A 17,709-nucleotide genomic window follows, 5' to 3' on the forward strand; every position below is an offset into this window, starting at 1 on the left:
CTAACCGGGTCCTTTTTGCACGCCGATCCACACTTTGACGGGATTCTTGCCGCGACGACGCGGCGGCGGTGTATCAGGATCGAACAGCCGCCAATGAATATAGCTACCCAGCGACATGCCAGCGGCATCCCGCTCCAGCCGCGCACGGTTCTCCGGCGACAGGCGCACGGACAAGGGCGCTGGTCTGGGAGGTTTCATGGCGGTCATACGGGAAATGGGGTTAAACGAAACCACCCCGTATCCGGGGGGATACGGGGTGGCGGACAGGTAAAGGGTTTTGAGTGATTTAGCTTGCCATGCGATCATTCCCGAAATGGGAGAGTCACGTTGTCGAAATCACTAAACGAAATTAAAAGGGCTTCCACTGAGCAGCTTGCGATGGAACGAGCTAATTCGAAGAATGTATCGGAAACATCGCCTTCGCAGATCACCGAAGAAATATTGGACCTTGTAGAAAGTCTTGGTTCGACACCTCCCATATTTGTCCCTGTTATTGAAGATACCCACGGCTTGTATGGCTGGTGCAGTGACGGCGTTCGCGAAAAAATCAAATCTGATGGAGGTAAGCCTGTTTTTGGATGGACCATATGGGAATGGCCATCTTTCCTGATTACAGCAGAATTCCATTGTATTTGGCAATCCGACGCTTCCGAGCTTTACGACATTACCCCTAAGCCCAAGGGCGAAAGCACCATATTATTCGCTCCCGATCCAACCTGTAGTGAGGACTTTGACCCAACTTGAACAGTGCTTTTGGAAAAGGCATTTTTGTTCAATGACATGCACGCACCGGCGCGAGTGTTACCACTACATTTTTGGGTTTGGTTGAGCTTGCAGAGGCTCAGGTTCGCGGCGGCAGTTCGCTGATATTGGCCGGCAGCGCGATGCCGGTTGCCTTGAAGACATTCCCCACCTGGCCCGAAACGTGGGTGCGGGTGGTAATGACCTTGCCGTCCTTTTCGATGGTGGCTTCCTGAAGGCGATCGAGATCGTTGAGGAGCGGCTGCCATTCGGGCTGCAAGCCCTTTTCCTGACACAAGCGGGTCAGTTCCTTGGCCAGCGTCAGGGCCAGGAACGAGACAAACACATGGCCGCGGATAGCGGCATCGGACTGATGGAAGATGGGACGGGTATCGAAGCTCGCCTTGGCAACCCGGAACAGGGCCTCGACCTGAAGCAGGTCACGGTAGCGGATGACGGCCTGCAGCGGGGTGATCCGGGCATTGGTGCGCAGCACGCTGATGCCGTCGTAGCGCGCCTCGTCGGCAAGCTTTCCCATGTCGATCTCGAAGGTCTTGCCGCTGGCCTTGAGATAGCGGCGATAGGCTGAGTTACCGACCAGGGCCTTGTCGCCCTTCTTCAGCTGGGTTTGGAGGCCATCGATGATCGCTTGCCGGTCGGCCTTGTCCTTCCTTGCCTCAGCTTCGTTGAGCGTGACGACGTAGCGCTGGGCATCTGCGCCTTTGCCAACGCGCACTTCCTTGACCCACAGCTGGGTGTCTCCTGCCTGTCGCTCGAGGACCAGGGGCACCATCGGAGCAGTGTCGGCAAGCACGACATCGCGGATGACGTTGCTGGTGCGCTCTCGCGCACCCAGGATGTATTCCATCCCCAGCTCTTCAAGGGCGGCGATCGTACCGGCACTGATCATGCCGCGGTCGGCCACGACGCACGAGCGGGTTATCCCAAAGCGGGTACGCAGGCGCGTGACGATGGGCATGAGCACCTTCACGTCGGCCGTGTTGCCCGGGACCATCTCGGTGCAGATCGGACGCCCCTCGGCGTCGATCACCACGGCCAGGATCATCTGGGCAAGCTCGGGCCGGTGGTCCTTGGAATGACCACGCCGACCCAGCGTGTCGCCGCCTGCACCGTAGAACGAGAGCGACGTCGTATCCATGAACACCAGGCTGAGATCAGTGAACAGGTCCCGCCGGCGATCGAACAGCTTCTCCTCGATCACGTCCTTCACACAGCGAGGTGCCAATGCGCCTTCTGTCTTCTCCTCGATCTCCTCGCCGAGCCAGGCCATGGCGCGATAGAAGTGATGAAGGGCAAGATCCTCGCTGCCGTCGATGGCGTAGCTCTCCATCCAGTCCAGGCAGGCTCGGTCCGAGCCGGAGACAAACAGGCGGTGCAGTGTGGCGACAAACACGGCGCGCTCCACGGCAAAGCCGAACTGGCGGCCTTCCAGCACCTCTTCCATTACAGCATCGATGCCAAACCGCTGCCACAGGCGCCCGAACAGCAGCGGACCGCCTATCCGGCGGGCTGCGATCCGGCCTGCATCAATGTCAGACAGAATGACACTGCGTCCCGCGTGACGTGCGATCGAGGCGGCCAGCCTGTCGAGTTCGCCACTGGCGGCCAGCACATCCTTACGGCCCAGAGCCTTGATCGTGCGCTGGCGGACGGCTTTGCCCTCGCGCACGCTCTCGACCAGGTACAGATAGCGGTGCCCGCGCGCGACTCGTTCGACGACATACATAGGCAGGTTGTTACTGCCTGCACCCGTAAAAATAAACCAAGCCGCCAGTCACAGGCAAAATGTTGTTAGCACACCCGGTTTTGCCACCAAATCCACGCCCAGCAATATCAGATACTTACTAGCTCACGTTCTCTGCGTGTTCCGCTGGCACTGTTCAACTTGGGTTTGATTTCGATCAGCGCCCCCGCAACCGGAGAGCAAACATCTACAAAGTTGCTGATCCTACGGCTCAAGTGGACGCAATTCTGAAGAGCCTTACAGGTGCAAAACTGCATTATGAGCAAACCCGGGCGGCCAAAGCTGGTTTGCCCCTAGAAACTTGGCTTTTACGCAAAATACCAGCCGATCCGGTCGCGACCGCTATCCATGAGTGGATAGCGGCTTGCGATGAACACGAAGAGTATTTCGACACATTCGGGGCCTATGGTGCAATAGTGCCTGACGCAAAATTGATTCAGCTTATGAAGCGAAGGGTCGCAACCCAAGCCCGATTCAAAAGCCTTATATAACTGCACTGTCCGTTAGGGCTGGGGCGGCTTGATCGACGTTGCCGCTAAAATCCGGTTCCAGTCTTCCAAATCCTGAAAGATTTGGTTTGCAGACTCGCCGGAGAGGGGCACCACCTTTACAGCCACTTCACCTTCTTGAATCGCGCGTAGAGAATGGCGCAGACCAGCGTGATGACGCCCAGCACGATGAAATAGCCGTAACGGGTCTTCAGTTCGGGCATATTTTCAAAATTCATACCGTAAATGCCCGCAATTGCGGTCGGCACAGCCAGAATGGCGGCCCAGGCGGCGAGTTGGCGCGTGATGACGCCGGTGCGCTGCTGTTCCAGCAGGTTGCTCGATTCGAATACCGAATTCAGCACTTCGCGCAGGTCGTCGACCATCGTCTGCACCCGGCGCACATGGTCGCGCACGTCGCTGAAATAGGGGCGAGCCTCCGGGTCGATGCACGGCACGTCCAGCTTGACGAATTTGGTCGCCACTTCATGCATGGGGCCAAGGATACGTTGAAAGCGAATGAGCTGGCGCCGAAGGTTGAAGATGCGGGTGATTTCGTCGCGGCCTAGGAAATTGTCGATCATATGCTGTTCCATGGTCAGCACTTCGTCTTCGATCCCCTCGATGATCGGCAGATAGCCATCGACGATGAAGTCGAGGATGGCGTGCAGCACATAGTCCACCCCTTGTGCAAGGCGGGCAGGGACCGCCTCCAGTTCATGGCGCAGGGTAACATGCGCGCGGGCGGAGCCATGGCGCACGCTGATGATATGGCTATGCCCCACGAAGATCGCGGTTTCACCATAACAGATGCTGGCGTCCTCGACATGCGCGGTGCGGGCGACGACGAACAGCTGGTCGCCATAAATATCGACCTTGGGCAGCTGATTCGCATTGATCGCATCTTCGACCGCCAGCGGGTGCAGCGCATATGTTTCTTGCAGGGTCTTCATTTCCTGCGGCGTGGGGTCCGCGACGCCGACCCAGACAAATTCCGACTTATCCTGCGCGCAGTCGATCCGTTCGTCGATCGACACTTCGCGCACGCGCGCACCATTACGGTAGAGATAGGCGGCGACGACGGTCATGAGCGGTTCCGGTTGATGGTAGGTAAGGCCGATTAGCAGATGGGATGGCGCGCGTCGCGCCCGCTCTGTCGAAGGCGGGGCTGGCGCATTTCGTCCACACAATCGCACGGCCCATATGATTTTTGTTCAAGGGCATGGCCCCTGACTTCGCCATGACATAGTTGGAGCCGACAGGGGGCGTAACGCAGCACTGGATAGCCGGAATACCGGCCCGAACACCGTTGTGGTGCGGGAGTGGAGCCAAATCGTGACGATCCTTTCCATTGATTTCGAGGCGTCGTGCCTGCCGCGTCATGGCCGGTCCTTCCCGATCGAGGTCGGCCTGGCCGGGGACGGAATGACGCGCAGCTGGCTGATCCGGCCGCATGATGCATGGGCCGGATGGGACTGGACAGCGGAAGCGCAAGCGCTGCACGGCCTGACTTATGCGCAGGTCGTGCAGGACGGGATGCCCGCCGACGTCGTGCTGGCGCAACTGGTGGAGGCGGTCGCCGGGCGGCGCGTAGTCGCCGACAGCTTGATCGACCAATATTGGCTGGATACGCTGGCCGCCGCCGCTGGCAAGCCATTCCCCTTCGTCATCGACCATATCGCCCTGGTGCTGGACGAACATCCCGTCGAGGAAGCGCGCATTGCCGCCGCCGTGGCGATCGCCGACCGGCATTGCCCCACGCGCCACCGCGCGGGCAGCGACGCGCGCTGGCTGGCCATGGTGATCGCGCATCTGTCGCCGACGCTGGCGGGATCGCGGTTGCCGGTGCTGGCATCCTGACCCGGTCCCGGCCGATCTATCCCGTGAAGCAATAATTTGTAACATTCGGCAAACTTCGGAGACATTGAGACGGCCTAACCCAAGGCTGCTGTCCGGTCCGGTGCCGGATGCGCCATATCGTCGGGGGAGACGCCAGCATGAGTTTCAGCGCCGCCCCCATGGGCCGACCAGTGCCGACGGCCTGCCGTGGCGTGGCCCCGGCATGATGCCGCCGCTGGTCCTGATCGCGGAAATGCAGCCGGACGTGCGCCACAGGACGCGCGAATTTCTGGAACAGGGCGGCTTTCGCGTGCTGCCCGCTGCGACCGGCAGTGATATTTTCCAGGCGCTGGGGACGATGCCGGTCAGTGTGGTGGTGCTGGACGCGGCGTTGCGCGGGTCGGACGGGATGGACCTGTGCCGCGATGTGCGCGACCGCAGCGAAGTGCCTGTGATTCTGGTCGGGGCCGACAGTTCGGAAGTGGACCGTGTCGTCGCGCTGGAGCTGGGCGCGGACGATTATATGGCCAAGCCCTATTCCCGTCGCGAACTGGCGGCGCGACTGCGGGCGGTGCTGCGCCGGGGCAGGGGGGAACGGGCGCTGGGCCTGCGCCGTCATCCGCAGGCCTGTTTCGATGGATGGGTGGTCGATTTCTCCCGGCGCGAAGTCATGGACCCTGCCCGCGCGCCGGTGGACCTGACGGCGGCGGAATTTTCATTGCTCGCTATATTGCTGGATCATGCGCGGACAGTGATCGGGCGGGCGCGGTTGATGGAACTGGCCGGGGTGCGCGACGCACCATCGTCGGACCGCAGCATCGACGTGTTGATCAGTCGGTTGCGGCGCAAGTTGCGCCATCGCGATCGAGCGGCACCAATTGTTACAGTGCGTGGTGCCGGATATATGTTCAGCGCCGTGGTGGAACGGCGCTGATCTGCGAAAATGGCGGAAAACGGCCATTATATCGAGATGTGGCAGTATATCTGCCATTCGCGTGTCAGACACAGTTTTTAACAAAGCTGCCGCGACGCAGCAAAATCCCCTCTCTATCTGTAACTCTACGCCGGTCCGCCCCCTGACCGGCAACGCCACAGAAGGATGGACTTTCATGAACGAGCTTCTCGGTCGCGTCTTCAGTTTCGAAAAGCATGTCTTTCCGAACGAAAGCGCGCTCTACAACCGGCTCGCCAGCGATGGCCAAAGCCCCAAGGCGCTGATGATTTCCTGCGCCGATTCCCGCATCGTCCCCGAACATATCATGCAGGCTGCGCCCGGTGATCTGTTCGTATGCCGCAATGCGGGTAACATCGTGCCGCCCCATGCGACGCAGAATGGCGGCGTGACCTCCACCGTCGAATATGCCGTGATGGTGCTGGGCGTGCGCGACATCATCGTGTGCGGTCATAGCGATTGCGGCGCGATGAAGGCGCTGTCCACCAACGCCGATCTGACGAAGATGCCCAACGTCGCTGCCTGGCTGCGTCACAGTCACGCCGCGCAGCAAGTGTGTAGCGAAAGCTATTCCGACGACCTGAGCGATTCGGAAAAGCTGCGTAACATGGCGTTGGAAAATGTCGTGGTTCAGCTGGCGCACCTGCGCACCCATCCGTCGGTCGCCTCGGGCATCGCGCGTGGCGATATCGCTCTGCATGGCTGGTATGTGGACATTCACGCCGGTCAGGTTCTGGGCCTTGACGGCGACACGGGTCGGTTCCTGCCGCTGCGCGAAGATCAGCCGATGCCGATCGCTCTCCCCCACGCGCGTCGCCTGGCCGGCGACAGCGAATACGCCCAAGCGGCGGAGTAAATCATGTTCAAATCCCTTTCCGGCGGCGTATTAGGCCGCGATTTTACTGCATCCATCGTGGTGTTTCTGGTGGCTATGCCCTTGTGCATGGGCATTGCCATCGCGTCTGGCGTGCCGCCGGAAAAGGGTCTGATCACTGGCATCATCGGCGGAATCGTCGTTGGCCTGCTGGCCGGTTCGCCGTTGCAGGTCAGTGGCCCGGCAGCGGGTCTGGCCGTCATCGTTTTTGAAATCGTCCGCGAACAGGGACTGTCCGCCCTGGGGCCGATCCTGATCCTGGCAGGCGCGATTCAGGTGGTCGCGGGACTGCTGCGTGTCGGTGGCTGGTTTCGGGCCATTTCTCCTGCCGTCGTCCACGGGATGCTGGCGGGCATTGGCATATTGATCGTCGTCGGCCAGTTCCATGTGCTGTTCGATGACAAGCCTTTGTCGAGCGGATTGCACAATCTGATCGCCATGCCTGCGCAGATTTTCGGTCTGACCAACCAGGACGCTGCAACGGCCTTTGCGGTTGGTCTGGTGACCATCGGTGGCATGTTGGGGTGGGAGAAATTCCGTCCTGCCTCGATGAAGCTGGTTCCCGGCGCGCTCGTCGGCGTGGTTCTGGCGACGTTGGTAGCGTTCGTCCTTGGCTTGCCGGTCGCACGAGTCACCGTACCTGAATCCATCGTCGCTGCCATCAGCCTGCCGGAACAGGGTCTGCTGGCGCAATTGCTCAATCCCACAGTGATCACGACCGCGATCGCGATCGCCTTCATCGCCAGCGCCGAAACCCTCTTGTCGGCCGCAGCGGTCGACCGGATGCATAATGGCGTGCGTACCGACTATAATCGCGAACTCAGCGCGCAGGGCGTGGGCAATCTGCTGTGCGGCTTTGCCGGTGCGCTGCCGATGACGGGCGTGATCGTGCGCAGCTCGGCCAATGTGCAGGCCGGGGCCACGACCCGGCTGTCGGCGATATTGCACGGCGTCTGGATCCTGGGCTTCGTAGCGTTGCTGCCCTGGCTGCTGCGCGAAATTCCGATGGCGGCACTGGCGGGCATCCTTGTCATCACCGGCATCCGTCTGGTCAGTGTCGATCATGTCAAGCATCTGCTGCATCGCTATGGGCCGCTGCCTGCCGTGGTGTGGGCGGCGACGCTGATTTGCGTCGTGGCGACTGACCTGTTGACTGGCGTGCTGGTCGGCATTGGCCTGTCGCTTATCGAACTGGTGCCGCATATTCGCCGCCTGCGCCTGAATGTAGCGGAGGAAAGCCGGGGCGACGCGCATGAAATGGCGCTGCGCGGCACCGCGACTTTCCTGACCCTGCCCAAATTGTCGGCCGCACTGGAAGCGTTGCCAAAGGCCGGGCTGGTGATCCTGAACGTCGAACGGCTCAGCCATATCGACCATACCAGCGCGGAAATGGTACGCGAATGGGTGGAGCGCCGGCGCGGCATGGGTGGCCCTGTCGAACTGTTCGGTGCCACAGGAAATATGCGCCAGCTCGTCGCCTGAACCTGTTCGTCCGACACGGTCGTGATGCCGTCGCGCTCCCCGGCGCGGCGGCATTTTCATATTTGCCCTAAAACAACCGAACCGTCCTTCCCTGTTCATAATGGGGCAAGAAATTGTGTTCTTTATGCCACAGGCTTGCAGGTCATTTCGCATGTGCGGCAAAAAATGGGTTTGCCTTCCGGTCGGTTGCGCATAGTCATGGCGCATCCATCGGCACCGGAAGCGCAACAGACTTCTGGGTCAGAGTGGAAGCAGGAAGGAACATTCTTTCGTAAAGGGGAATGTTCATGAAGTATCAAATCGCCTGTGCCGCCCTCGCGCTCATGTCCAGCGTACCGGCTTTCGCACAGGAAGAACCCACCAGCCCGATCACCGTCACCGGCAGTGTTGGCCTGGTTTCCGACTATCGTTTCCGTGGCGTGTCGCAAAGCGACAAGGGCATGGCTGTGCAGGGCGGCATCACCGCCACGCATGAAAGCGGCGCTTATGCCGGAACCTGGGCTTCGAACCTGGGTGGCTGGGGTCGTTTCGGCGGTTCCAACATGGAACTCGACCTGTTCGCCGGTTATGCCATCCCGCTGGGCGGCGCGACGCTGGACGTCGGTGCCACCTGGTACATGTATCCGTCGGGCGCAGACATCACGGATTTCGTCGAACCCTATGTGAAGCTTTCTAGCACATTGGGTCCGGTCAAGGGTCTGGTCGGCGTTGCCTATGCGCCCAAGCAGGAAGCCCTGGGCAACTGGTGCAGCGATGCGGCCTGCACCATTTCCAATCCGGGCGACAAGGAAGACAATCTCTACGTCTGGGCCGACGTGAGCGGCGCGGTGCCCAACACCCCCGTCTCGCTGAAGGCGCATGTGGGTTGGTCGAACGGTAACCCCGGCCTTGGCCCGAACGGCACGTCGATCGCGCCAACCGGCAAATATCTCGACTGGCTGGTCGGCGCGGATGTCGCGGTTCCCGGCACGCCGTTGACCTTCAGCGTGGCCTATGTCGACACCGACATCGCCCGCGTCGAGGAAAATTACCTGCGTCCCAACTTTGCCGTTTCGGGCGACAGCAAGGATGTCGGCAAGTCGATCGCGCGCGGCCAGGTCGTATTCTCGGTCACTGCCGCTTTCTGATCTGTATAAGGGTAGGGGCCGCACCATGCGGCCCCTACCTTCGTCTTGCGATGGCACCGATTATCTTTCGCCGAGCATGACAAAATGTTTCTGGACCGCGTCGGTCGATGACCGTGCCGTCCGGGCGGTTGACCCCCGATACGGCCCGCCCTATCCCTGCGCCATGAACCCAAAATCCTGGCTGCTCCCATGACCGCACCATCCATCATATTGGTCGAGGATGATCCGCCGCTGCGCACCCTGACCGCGCGTGCGTTGCAGGAACATGGCTATCAGGTGCGCCCTGCTTCTTCCGGTCCCGAAATGTGGGTGGCGTTCGACGCCGGGCCAGTCGATCTGGTCGTTCTGGACGTTATGCTGCCCGGCACCAACGGCATTGACCTGTGCCGCCAGATCAGGCGCAAGAGCGATGTTCCCATCATATTTATCAGCGCCAAGGGCAGCGAAACTGACCGTATCGTCGGGCTGGAACTGGGCGCGGACGATTATCTGCCCAAGCCGTTCGGCACGCGCGAGCTGATCGCGCGCATTCGCGCGATCCTGCGCCGCATCGGGCTGGAACGCGGGCCGGACGAGCATCGGGAAAATGAAGCGCGGTTCGACGGCTGGGTGGTCAATTTCCCCCGCCGCGAATTGCGATCGCCCACCGGCGCGATCGTTGATCTGACGGGGGCGGAATTCGACCTGCTGGGCAGTTTCCTCAGTCATCCCCAGCGGGTGATCGCGCGCGAACGGCTGATCGAATTGTCGCGCACCCGCATGGGCGACAGCAGCGACCGCAGCATCGACGTGCTGGTCAGCCGCCTGCGTCGTAAATTATCCACAGAGGAAAAAGGCGCGCCGATCACGACGGTTCGCGGGGTCGGTTACATGTTCAATGCTGAGGTCAGCCGCGCTTGAAACGGCATTTTCGCGGATCGCTGGGGCTGGTTGGCCGCATCTTTGCGATCCTGTTGTTGACCGTGACGCTGGAATTTGCGGTCGGTACGCTGATCTACGAACGGGCCAGCCAGCTATCGCTTCAGGATGACGAAGCACGGCGGCTGGCCGAACATCTGGTCATCGCGCGTAAATTGTTGACCGAACAGCCATCGCAGGACCGGCGCGCGCTTGGCACTCAGCTGACGACCGATCGCTACGATGTGCACTGGTCGCCCGCCGCGCCGCCACCGCCGCCGCTATCGCCCGGACTGGAGCGGATGCGGCAACAGATCATTGCTTGGGAACCCAGTCTGGAACGGTCGCGCCTGTGGCTGCGGCTGGCCTCGCCGGGGCGGCATTCCATCATCAATGGCGGGTTGCAGTTGCCCGATGGCAGCTGGCTCTATTTCGGGATGCACCATAGCGGCGGCAAATGGGCGTTTACCATCGGGCGCATGGGGCTGGCGCTGATCCCGGTGCTGGCGCTGCTGATCGCTGGCGGGGTGTTGATCCGCAAGACGCTGGGGCCATTGCGCGACCTGACGCGCGCGACCGACCGGATCGGGCTGGGGACAGAGGTGATTCTGCCCGAAGCTGGCACCAACGATGTGCGCAACCTGATCCGCGCGTTCAATGCGATGCAGACACGCATCCACCGCCTGATCGACGAGCGGACGGAGACTTTGGCAGCGGTGGGGCATGACATGCGAACCCCGCTCGCCCGGTTGCAATTGCGGCTGGAAACCGTGGCAGAAGGCGAAACGCGCGAGGCGATGGGCGGCGACTTGGACGAAATGGGGGCGATGATCGAATCGCTGCTCGCGTTTCTGGGGGGCGAAAAAAACCCCGAACCTGCCGAACGGATCGACCTGGCCGTCACCATCGCCACCGTGGTCGATGCGTTTCAGGATCATGGGCAAGATGTCGATTATGCCGGGCCGGATCATCTGGAGATGGAAGTCCATGCGCTGGCGCTGCGCCGGGCGGTGAGGAACCTCATCGAAAATGCGCTCCATTATGGCAAGCGGGCGCGGGTCACTTTGTTGAGGACGGGGGCCGAAGTGCTGATCCGGGTCGATGATGATGGCCCCGGCATTCCGCGCGACCAGATCGACGCGGTACTGAAACCTTTTGCCCGGCTGGATACCGCGCGGCAGCGCAACACGCGCGGGTTGGGGCTGGGGCTGGCGATCGTGGCCAATGCGGTGGAACTGGAAGGCGGACAGTTGACGCTGGCCAACCGGCCCGAAGGGGGATTGCGCGCTGAAATCTGCCTTTATCCAGCCGGGCGCGTCGGCAAGGCTTGATCCTAGCGCGAATGAGAAATGTCAGGGTTGCAAGCAAAACTCGTTTATCGAGCCGATGTCGCGCGCGCTAGACCCGGCGATGAAAGACGAGGCGCAGATGACGGCGGACGTGCATAAAACAGACGGCGAGATGGACAGTTACTGGGACATCGACAATCTGGTCGCGCAGTTGGGTGCAGTGCGGGGGCGCTGGCGGCGCGATCAGCAGCATCATGCCGAATATGGCGCGCAGGGTTTCCCGTCGCGCGCCAACCTGACGAAGATCATGCAGGCGCTGTGCGGCGCACTTTTTCCGCTACGGCTTGGGCCGGATTTCGTCCGGTTGCACAATGAGGATGCGTTCGTTGCGGAGACGTTGCAGACGGTGTTGAGCCGCCTGTACGGCCAGATCCGGCTGGAGTGCATCTATGCGCTCAACGACCAGCCTGCCGAAGCGATCGATGCGCAGGCGGCGCGGATCATCGCGGGCTTCGCCGACAGCCTGCCCGCTCTGCGTGAACTGCTCGATACCGATGTGGAAGCGGCGTTTCTGGGCGATCCGGCGGCGCGTAGCGTGGACGAGGTGCTGATCTGCTATCCATCGATGCTGGCGATTATCCACCATCGGCTGGCGCACCGGCTGTATCAACTGGATGCGCCGCTGGTCGCGCGGATCATTTCGGAGATTGCGCACAGCAAGACAGGGATCGACATTCATCCCGGCGCGCGGATCGGGCCGAGTTTCTTCATCGACCATGGCACGGGCGTCGTCATCGGCGAAACCGCGATCGTGGGCCAGCGGGTGCGGCTGTATCAAGGGGTGACGCTGGGCGCGCGCAGCTTTCCGGCGGATGAAAAAGGGGCGCTGGAAAAGGCGCTGCCGCGCCATCCGATCATCGAGGATGACGTGGTCATCTATGCGGGTGCGACTGTGCTGGGACGGATCATCGTGGGCAGCCGGTCGGTCATCGGCGGCAATGTATGGCTGACCGACAGCGTGCCAGCCGATTCGAGCGTGCGGCAGGCCAAGGCGCATTATGAAGTGACCAGCCGGGTCGATGTGTCCGCGCCGCACCGTGTCCATGCGCAGCGGGGCGAGACAGAGGCATGACCTGGGAGCGTGCAGGCGCGCGCCTGCCCGATACAGGCGAAGTCCTTGCAATATCGAGAAAAATCGATGGCGATGAACTTGCAACATAGTCATGCGTAGGGGCTTGTCAGGCCGATAAGGCTTTGGACCGGAGGCCTATGTTTCACGTAGAATATGACCGTCACACCAACTGCCTGACCCTCATGGTCAAGGGCTTCTGGAAATTGGAGGATGTCGCCCCCTTTGCCAAAGAAGTGGGAACGAAGGCCCGGCAGGCGCGTGAGATCCGGGAGGATTTCAACGTCATCGTCGAATCGCTGGAATTCCCGGTACAGGCCAATGATGTCGCCGACCTGCTGACCAACATCATGCGCGGCGGAATGGCCATCACCAGTGGGCGGAGCGCGGTGGTCGTTGGCAGCCAGCTTAACAAGGCACAGGCCGAACGGACGCTGGTCCATCCCAGGGTGCGAGTTTTCCTGAGCCTGGAAGAGGCGCGACTTTGGCTGGCGCAACCGGGCTGAAGGGTTGTCGCGCCCCGGTTTTTTGAACCGGGGGCGGCAACCATGGGCATTATTGCGGGCAGCTGTCCCCGTCGCCTGCGATCAGATCAAGGCAGCGGCCGTCAATGTCGCTTTTCGCCACAGGCAGGCCGATCAGCGCGGCCAAGCTGGGCATGATATCCACGGTTTCGACGCCCAAAGGCTGTTCGAAGCCGCGCATGTTCTTGCGCCAGAACAGGATCGGAACGCGACGGTCGGTGTCCCACGGGCTGCCATGGGTAGCGACGCTGCCCATCACGGCCTGTTCGGGGATGGACATGACGCGGGCCTTGAGCAGCAGCAGCAGGTCGCCCGACCGCTGGGAATCGAAGCTGGCGCGTGCCTCCTGAAGCAGGCTCCAGCTTTCGGGCGGGCCGGAGGGGGAGGGAGTGGCCGCGATCTGCGCCCTGGTAAACACGGTTTCAACCTGAGGATGGGCGCGCAGCAGTTTGAGCGCTTCGGCTTCCACGCGGATGCGCTGCGCGGGGGTCAGTCCCTTGTCGAAATAGAGGTCGCCTGACGGGCCGTCGCCCCAGATCACCTTCTTGCCCGGCAGGCCAGCCTTGTCGGCGATGGCGATGTTCAGCGCCTTGGGCGTCAGCGCCATGTCGACCCGCTGTTCCATCGGCATGGCGTTGAGGCGATGGCGTTCGGGCAGGTCATGGCCGCCATGGTCGGCGGTCAGCACCACGGCATAGTCGATGCCGTCGCGGTCCAGCCGTTCAAAAAATGCGCCCAGTTCGCGGTCCAGCCGATCGACCTGGATGCAGCTTTCGGTGCCTTCGGTGCCGAATGTGTGGCCGATATAGTCGGTCGCCGACAGGCCGATGGAGATGATGTCGGGCTGTGCCTGCTTACCCAGCCCCATGGCTTCGATGGCGGCAGCTGCAAAGGCCAGCGTCATCGCGTCCTGTTCCGGCGAGATGCGGAAGCCCTTGTAATCGCCTGCTGCGCGCGCGAAGCGGCCGGTGCCGACGGTGCGGTCGCCCGCCTTCACGGCGAAGTCCTTGCCCGCGCACTGGGGTGGCAGTTCAAAGCCGGGATTGGCCTGCGCCAGACGTTCGCCCATGACGGTGTTGATCTTTGCGACCAGCGGCGGAGTGGCCACGCCCTTATAGCTGACATAGCCCTGCGCGCCGCCGAGCCACCAGACCTGATCGGCGGTCGGGCCGCCCATCATGATCGCCGCGCGATCCTTGCCCGCGACCGACACGACGCGGGTTGCGGGATTGGCCAGCTTCATCCGGCCGCCCAGCGTTGGTACTTTGAGGTGGACGGGCGAAGCGACATAATTGTCGCTGTTGCTGCCCGGCTGGCTTTCATCCTCGGCGCAGTAGATCGCCTTGTCGGGCCGTGCGGCGGACAGGTCGAACCAGTTGTTGGCGATGATGCCGGTGCGCGACGGGCGGCTGCCGGTCAGGATGGTCGAATGGCCGGGGCAGGTTTCGGTCGCGGCATGGCTTTGATAGCCGCGCGGGAACACTGCCCCCTGTGTCAGTCGCTTGAGGCCGCCGCTATAATATTGGCGATATTCGCTGAACAAATCGGCCGAAAACTGATCGACGGATATGGCGACGATCAGTTTGGGCGGAGTCGCCGGGGCAGGCGCTGCCGGTTGCGCCAATGCGGGGATGGCGGCGGTGAACAGCAGGGCGGCGACGACGTGTCTGTACATAGGGGAACCTTCTCATGCCTTGACGGCGGATGCCCGTGGACCTAGCCCGCTCACATCCACCAGACCAGAGGCCCGATGCGCATTTTTCAAGTCATATTGATGACGCTGGCGTCGATGCTGGTGGCTTTTCCGGCATTGGCCCAAGGTGCGTTCGGCAACGGGCCGCCGCATATCGCCGCGCGGCTGGTGGCGGAAAGCACGGCACCCGCGCCGGGAAAAGGCACGGCCATCGCTTTTGCCATGGTGCCGGAAGCCGGGTGGCACGGTTATTGGGAAAATCCGGGCGACGCGGGTCTGGGGATGACTGTCACATGGACGCTGCCCAAGGGCGTTTCGGTCGGACCGCTGCGCTATCCTGTGCCGGAAACGCTGCTGATTTCCGGCCTGATGAACCATGTCTATGAAGGGCCATATGGCGTGCTGGCCAACCTGACCGTTGCGGCGGGAATTGCGCCCGGCACGCGCTTGCCGGTGCGGGTGAAAGCGCAATGGCTGGCCTGCACCGACAAGGTATGCGTACCTGAAAGCGGCGAAATGGCGCTGGACCTGATCGCGGGCGACGGCGCGGTGGTGGCAGCGGATCGCGCGCGCTTCGACGGCTGGCGCACGCATCTGCCCCGACCGCTGGGCGCGCAGGCGACCTATGCGGTGGTCGATGGCAAGCTGCGCCTGTCGGTGCCGTTCCCCGCCGATGCGCAGGCAAGCGACATGCATCTGTTTCCGCTGGCCGAAGGGCTGACCCGCTACGCCGCGCCGCAAAGCGTAACGCGGCAGGGCGACCGGCTGCTGGTGGAAACGCAAGCGGGCGAGGATGCGAAGGCCGGGCCGGTGCAGGCAGTCCTGCGGACTGGCGATCATGTCGGCTTCCTGCTGACCGCTGCGCCGGGTGTGGTCGAGGGCGCGGCGAGCGGCGGACAGGCGAGTGCGATCCTCGTCGCGCTGGGCGGGGCGCTGCTGGGCGGGCTGCTGCTCAACATCATGCCCTGCGTCTTTCCGATATTGGGCCTGAAAGTCATGAAGCTGGCCAAGGCGGGCGGCGACGAGCGGATCGTCCGGCGGGAGGCGCTGGCCTATGCGGCGGGGGTGATTGCCACCTGTCTGGCGCTAGGCGGACTGTTGCTGGCGCTGCGGGCGGCGGGGGTAGCGGCGGGATGGGCGTTCCAGTTGCAGGATCCGCGCATCATATTGGCGCTGCTGCTGCTGGTCGTCGCGATTGCATTCAACCTTGCTGGCCTGTTCGATCTGCGCGCGGTGGGTGGTGGCGACGCGCTGGCGGGCAAGGGCGGGCTGGCCGGTGCGTTCTGGACCGGGGCGCTGGTCGCGTTCGTCGCGACGCCCTGCACCGGGCCATTCATGGCGGCGGCGATGGGGGCGGCCTTGCTGTTGCCGCTGGTCGCTGCGCTGGCGGTGTTCGCCGGGCTGGGCGTCGGGCTGGCGCTGCCGTTCCTGTTGATCGCTTATGTCCCCGCGCTGCGCAGCCGCTTGCCGCGCCCCGGACCGTGGATGAGCCGGTTGCAGCGAATATTGGCGCTGCCGATGTTTGTTACCGCGCTGGGTCTGGCGTGGCTGCTGGGGCAGCAGCGCGGCGTTACGGGCATGACCGTGGGGCTGAGTGCCGCGCTGGGCGTGGCATTGGCGCTATGGTGGCTGGGAATACGCCAGCGCGCCGGGCGTGGCGGCGGGCTTCTGGTGGCGCTGGCGGTGGTGGCGCTTGCAGTTGGCGCGGCGGCGCTGCTGCCGGCGCGCGCACCTGCCGCTGTGGCGGAACGTGGTGACAGCGTGCCGTTCGATGAAGCGCGGCTGGCCAGTTTACGCGGCGCGAACAAGCCGGTGTTCCTCTATTTCACCGCCGACTGGTGCCTGACCTGCAAGGCGAATGAGGCAGCGTCGATCGACAGAGCGGAAACCCGTGCTGCTTTCGAAAAGGGCGGGGTGACGGTGATGGTAGGCGACTGGACCAATGCCGATCCCGCGATCACGCGCTTTCTGGAAGGGCAGGGCCGGTCGGGCGTGCCGCTCTATCTGTGGTATGCGCCGGGGGCGAGCGACCCGCAGACATTGCCGCAATTGCTGACGCCCGCGACGCTGACCGGGCTGGTGCGCTGATGGCAAAGGTGCGTGCCGACCAGTTGCTGGTTGATACGGGCCAGGCGGAAAGCCGCGCCCGTGCGCAGGCGCTGATCCTGGCGGGGCATGTGTTTCTGGGCGAAAAGAAGATCGAGAAAGCGGGGCAGCAAGTCGCGCCCGACGCGGCGCTGGACGTGCGTGGGCGCGATCATCCCTGGGTGTCGCGGGGCGGCATCAAGCTGGCCCATGCGATCGCAGAATATGCGATCGACGTGACGGGCCATGTCGCGATGGACGTGGGCAGCTCGACTGGCGGCTTTACCGACGTGCTGCTGACGAACGGGGCGGTCCGGGTCTATGCGGTCGACAGCGGCACCAACCAGCTGGCGTGGAAGCTGCGCAGCGACGACCGTGTTGTGGTGCATGAACAGACCAGCGCGCGCATATTGACGCACGCGCATATTCCCGAACCGATCGATATCATCGTGTGCGACGCCAGCTTCATTTCGCTGGCCAAGGTGCTGGAACGGCCGCTGACCTTTGCCCGGCCCGGCGCAGCGCTGGTCGCGCTCATCAAGCCGCAGTTCGAGGCGGGGCGCGAGGAGGTGGGCAAGGGCGGCGTGGTGCGCGATCCCGTGATCCATCAGCGCGTGTGCGACGAAGCGGTAGCATGGGCGCAAGGGAACGGCTGGAGCGTGATGGGCGTTATCCAAAGCCCGATTACCGGGCCGCAGGGGAATGTCGAATTTCTGCTCTACGCCCGCCTTGGTGGATAATGGACGTATGTTCGTTTTCTTCCAGCAGGTCCATGCCACGACCAACGTTCATATTGTCCCGCTCGTAAAGGCCCGTTAGCCCCC

16 protein-coding genes are annotated in these 17,709 nt (G+C 62.6%); 12 read left to right on the plus strand and 4 right to left on the minus strand.

All coding sequences use genetic code 11. From position 1 onward, the window contains the following. Window positions 1-198, minus strand: coding sequence for a hypothetical protein (locus SPBM01_RS00290; RefSeq protein ID WP_188063481.1), 198 nt, complete (start codon window positions 196-198; stop codon window positions 1-3). 129 nt (window positions 199-327) lie between these two features. Here SPBM01_RS00290 and SPBM01_RS00295 point away from each other — a divergent pair, with 129 nt between their 5' ends. Continuing rightward, window positions 328-744: a hypothetical protein gene (locus tag SPBM01_RS00295; protein WP_188063482.1), complete on the plus strand. Its 417-nt coding sequence runs from the start codon at window positions 328-330 to the stop codon at window positions 742-744. 97 nt (window positions 745-841) lie between these two features. On the opposite strand, the gene SPBM01_RS00300 is transcribed toward SPBM01_RS00295, so the two are convergent. After that, window positions 842-2,488: an IS1634 family transposase gene (locus SPBM01_RS00300; RefSeq protein ID WP_188062844.1), complete on the minus strand. Its 1,647-nt coding sequence runs from the start codon at window positions 2,486-2,488 to the stop codon at window positions 842-844. Between the two features lie 625 nt (window positions 2,489-3,113). After that, complete coding sequence (locus SPBM01_RS00305; RefSeq protein ID WP_188063483.1) at window positions 3,114-4,082, minus strand: magnesium and cobalt transport protein CorA; 969 nt, start codon at window positions 4,080-4,082, stop codon at window positions 3,114-3,116. Window positions 4,083-4,329: 247 nt separating this feature from the next. Between SPBM01_RS00305 and SPBM01_RS00310 the strand changes: the two genes are divergently transcribed. From SPBM01_RS00310 to SPBM01_RS00350, 9 genes are all read left to right on the plus strand, one after another. Beyond that, window positions 4,330-4,854 (plus strand): hypothetical protein, encoded by a 525-nt coding sequence (locus tag SPBM01_RS00310; RefSeq protein WP_262504286.1) that lies wholly within the window; start codon window positions 4,330-4,332, stop codon window positions 4,852-4,854. Window positions 4,855-5,056: 202 nt separating this feature from the next. After that, window positions 5,057-5,767, plus strand: coding sequence for a response regulator transcription factor (locus SPBM01_RS00315; RefSeq protein ID WP_188065485.1), 711 nt, complete (start codon window positions 5,057-5,059; stop codon window positions 5,765-5,767). A gap of 175 nt (window positions 5,768-5,942) precedes the next feature. After that, window positions 5,943-6,641 carry a carbonic anhydrase gene (locus SPBM01_RS00320; protein WP_188063484.1) on the plus strand — a complete coding sequence of 233 codons (699 nt, stop codon included), beginning with the start codon at window positions 5,943-5,945 and terminating at the stop codon, window positions 6,639-6,641. A gap of 3 nt (window positions 6,642-6,644) precedes the next feature. Further along, window positions 6,645-8,141, plus strand: coding sequence for a SulP family inorganic anion transporter (locus SPBM01_RS00325; RefSeq protein WP_188063485.1), 1,497 nt, complete (start codon window positions 6,645-6,647; stop codon window positions 8,139-8,141). 281 nt (window positions 8,142-8,422) lie between these two features. Continuing rightward, entirely contained in the window at window positions 8,423-9,268 is an 846-nt protein-coding gene (locus SPBM01_RS00330) for a TorF family putative porin (RefSeq protein WP_188063486.1), read from the plus strand. Window positions 9,269-9,457: 189 nt separating this feature from the next. Further along, window positions 9,458-10,168: a response regulator gene (locus SPBM01_RS00335; RefSeq protein ID WP_188063487.1), complete on the plus strand. Its 711-nt coding sequence runs from the start codon at window positions 9,458-9,460 to the stop codon at window positions 10,166-10,168. Beyond that, window positions 10,165-11,496, plus strand: a complete 1,332-nt coding sequence (locus SPBM01_RS00340) for an ATP-binding protein (RefSeq protein WP_188063488.1) — start codon at window positions 10,165-10,167, stop codon at window positions 11,494-11,496. Before SPBM01_RS00335 ends, SPBM01_RS00340 begins: the two co-directional genes overlap by 4 nt. A gap of 97 nt (window positions 11,497-11,593) precedes the next feature. After that, entirely contained in the window at window positions 11,594-12,586 is a 993-nt protein-coding gene (gene epsC, locus SPBM01_RS00345) for a serine O-acetyltransferase EpsC (RefSeq protein ID WP_188065486.1), read from the plus strand. Window positions 12,587-12,723: 137 nt separating this feature from the next. Continuing rightward, window positions 12,724-13,089, plus strand: coding sequence for a hypothetical protein (locus SPBM01_RS00350; protein WP_188063489.1), 366 nt, complete (start codon window positions 12,724-12,726; stop codon window positions 13,087-13,089). Between the two features lie 49 nt (window positions 13,090-13,138). Here the strand turns inward: SPBM01_RS00350 and SPBM01_RS00355 are convergent, their stop codons facing one another. Next, window positions 13,139-14,782 (minus strand): alkaline phosphatase family protein, encoded by a 1,644-nt coding sequence (locus SPBM01_RS00355; RefSeq protein WP_188063490.1) that lies wholly within the window; start codon window positions 14,780-14,782, stop codon window positions 13,139-13,141. A 75-nt stretch (window positions 14,783-14,857) separates the two neighbouring features. Between SPBM01_RS00355 and SPBM01_RS00360 the strand changes: the two genes are divergently transcribed. Together SPBM01_RS00360 and SPBM01_RS00365 are read left to right on the plus strand one after the other, a co-directional pair. Beyond that, window positions 14,858-16,888: a protein-disulfide reductase DsbD family protein gene (locus SPBM01_RS00360; RefSeq protein WP_188063491.1), complete on the plus strand. Its 2,031-nt coding sequence runs from the start codon at window positions 14,858-14,860 to the stop codon at window positions 16,886-16,888. Beyond that, a complete protein-coding gene (locus tag SPBM01_RS00365) occupies window positions 16,888-17,625 on the plus strand; it encodes a TlyA family RNA methyltransferase (protein ID WP_188063492.1) in 738 nt (245 codons plus the stop codon). The genes SPBM01_RS00360 and SPBM01_RS00365 overlap by 1 nt, the downstream gene beginning before the upstream one ends. Window positions 17,626-17,709 lie beyond the last annotated feature (84 nt).

The organism is Sphingobium sp. KCTC 72723 (genome assembly GCF_014280435.1).
GTDB lineage: Bacteria > Pseudomonadota > Alphaproteobacteria > Sphingomonadales > Sphingomonadaceae > Sphingobium.

Excerpts from the sequence above, each read along its gene's own strand:
- SPBM01_RS00290 (WP_188063481.1), bottom strand. The coding sequence starts at position 198 with ATGAAACCTCCCAGACCAGCGCCCTTGTCCGTGCGCCTGTCGCCGGAG.
- SPBM01_RS00300 (WP_188062844.1), bottom strand. The coding sequence starts at position 2,488 with ATGTATGTCGTCGAACGAGTCGCGCGCGGGCACCGCTATCTGTACCTG.
- SPBM01_RS00305 (WP_188063483.1), bottom strand. The coding sequence starts at position 4,082 with ATGACCGTCGTCGCCGCCTATCTCTACCGTAATGGTGCGCGCGTGCGC.
- SPBM01_RS00315 (WP_188065485.1), top strand. The coding sequence starts at position 5,057 with ATGATGCCGCCGCTGGTCCTGATCGCGGAAATGCAGCCGGACGTGCGC.
- SPBM01_RS00320 (WP_188063484.1), top strand. The coding sequence starts at position 5,943 with ATGAACGAGCTTCTCGGTCGCGTCTTCAGTTTCGAAAAGCATGTCTTT.
- SPBM01_RS00325 (WP_188063485.1), top strand. The coding sequence starts at position 6,645 with ATGTTCAAATCCCTTTCCGGCGGCGTATTAGGCCGCGATTTTACTGCA.
- SPBM01_RS00330 (WP_188063486.1), top strand. The coding sequence starts at position 8,423 with ATGTTCATGAAGTATCAAATCGCCTGTGCCGCCCTCGCGCTCATGTCC.
- SPBM01_RS00335 (WP_188063487.1), top strand. The coding sequence starts at position 9,458 with ATGACCGCACCATCCATCATATTGGTCGAGGATGATCCGCCGCTGCGC.
- epsC (WP_188065486.1), top strand. The coding sequence starts at position 11,594 with ATGACGGCGGACGTGCATAAAACAGACGGCGAGATGGACAGTTACTGG.
- SPBM01_RS00350 (WP_188063489.1), top strand. The coding sequence starts at position 12,724 with ATGTTTCACGTAGAATATGACCGTCACACCAACTGCCTGACCCTCATG.
- SPBM01_RS00355 (WP_188063490.1), bottom strand. The coding sequence starts at position 14,782 with ATGTACAGACACGTCGTCGCCGCCCTGCTGTTCACCGCCGCCATCCCC.
- SPBM01_RS00360 (WP_188063491.1), top strand. The coding sequence starts at position 14,858 with ATGCGCATTTTTCAAGTCATATTGATGACGCTGGCGTCGATGCTGGTG.
- SPBM01_RS00365 (WP_188063492.1), top strand. The coding sequence starts at position 16,888 with ATGGCAAAGGTGCGTGCCGACCAGTTGCTGGTTGATACGGGCCAGGCG.